Raw genomic sequence first — 1,644 nt, forward strand, 5'->3', positions numbered from 1 at the left:
GCCGCCGTGCGGCGCGAGGAAGAGACGCTGCGCCAGGAAGCGCTCAAGATCGTCGCGCTGTTCGGCGAACGGCTGGCGCCGCGCATCGACCACCCGGCCTACAGCCTCTCGTACGCCAACCGCCGCCGCGTAGAGATCGCGCGCGCGCTCGCCCTCAAGCCCCGGCTGCTGCTGCTCGACGAGCCCACGGCCGGCATGAACGAGAGCGAGACCGCCGAGATGCTCGAGATCATCCGTGGCTTGAAAGCGCGTGGCCAGACCATCCTGCTGATCGAGCACAAGCTCGACCTCGTGATGCAGTTGTCGGACCGCGTGGCCGTGCTCGACGACGGCCGCAAGATCGCCGAGGGCCGGCCCGACGACGTGCGCAACGACCCCGCGGTGATCGAGGCCTACCTCGGCCACCGGCAGGTGGGGCAGGTGAATCGGGCACGGCCCGAGGCGGTGCCCGCATGATCGCCACCGTCGCCCGCACCGGACTGCCGCCGTCGCCCTTGTGGGGAGACGGCCGCGACGAGGACCATGCCGCGCCGGCCGTGCCGCCCGCTGGCCCCGCGGCCCGCACCGCCGTCCATCCGCTGCTGCAGCTGCGCAAGGTCAACAGCTTCTACGGCCCGGTGCAGGTCCATTTCGACCTCGACATCGAGGTGCGCAAGGGCCAGATCGTGAGCCTGCTCGGCGGCAATGCCAGCGGCAAGTCGACCACCATGAAGATCGTGCTGGGCCTGCTCAAGCCGCGTTCGGGCGAGGTGCTGTTCGACGGCGTCTCGACGCTGGGCCTGAGCACGCCGCAGATCATCCGCAAGGGCATCGGCTCGGTGCCCGAGGCGCGCCGGCTGTTCCCGGCGATGACCGTGCGCGAGAACCTGCTGATGGGTGCCTATGCGCGCAACGACCGCCGCGCGGTGGCCGAGGACCTCGAGCGCATGCTCGAGCTGTTCCCGCGCGTGGCCGAGCGCATCGACTTCCAGGCCGGCACGCTCTCGGGCGGCGAGCAGCAGATGGTGGCGATGGCGCGCGCGCTCATGGGCCGCCCGCAGCTCATCTGCATGGACGAGCCGACCATGGGCCTGTCGCCGCTGTATGTCGACAAGGTGCTCGAGCTGATCGCGCGCATCAATGCCCAGGGCGTCTCGGTCTTCATGGTCGAGCAGAACGCCAGCCTCGCGCTGCAGATCGCGCACCACGGCTACGTGCTGCAGACCGGGCGCATCGTGCTCTCGGGCCCGGCCGCCGCGCTGCTCGACGACCCGCGCATCCGCGATGCCTACCTGGGCGGCGACGGCGCCGCGCGCACCGCCTCCTGAACTTCACACGCCCACCAACGGGAGAACACACGACCATGTCATTGAAACTCGACCACATCGTCATCGCGGTGCACGACCTCGAGAGCGCCATCGCCGACTACGCGGCGCTCGGCTTCCAGGTGCTGCGCGGCGGCGACCATCCGGGCCGCACCACGCACAACGCGCTGGTGGTGTTCCAGGACGGCAGCTACTTCGAACTGATCGCCTGGCGCGCGCCCTCTCCCGAGGAGCGCTGGTGGCAATTGCTGCAGCGCCATGGCGAAGGCATCGTCGACTTCGCGCTGCTGCCGCGCAGCACCGCGATCACTGTCGAGGAGGCCAAGGCGCGCGGGCTCGC

Annotated in this window: 3 protein-coding genes; all 3 read left to right on the forward strand. The window is 70.3% G+C overall.

Features of this window, described 5'->3' with window-relative positions:
- Positions 1-456, forward strand: a 456-nt coding sequence (locus tag AC27VN_RS40855; RefSeq protein ID WP_490880417.1) for an ABC transporter ATP-binding protein C-terminal domain-containing protein, incomplete at its 5' end; no start/stop codon positions are given.
- Positions 453-1,307 carry an ABC transporter ATP-binding protein gene (locus AC27VN_RS40860; protein ID WP_490880418.1) on the forward strand — a complete coding sequence of 285 codons (855 nt, stop codon included), beginning with the start codon at positions 453-455 and terminating at the stop codon, positions 1,305-1,307. The genes AC27VN_RS40855 and AC27VN_RS40860, both read left to right, overlap by 4 nt.
- A gap of 35 nt (positions 1,308-1,342) precedes the next feature.
- Positions 1,343-1,644, forward strand: a 302-nt coding sequence (locus AC27VN_RS40865; protein WP_490880419.1) for a VOC family protein, incomplete at its 3' end; no start/stop codon positions are given.

The sequence above is a fragment of the Variovorax sp. 20P10.2.4 genome, assembly GCF_058244205.1.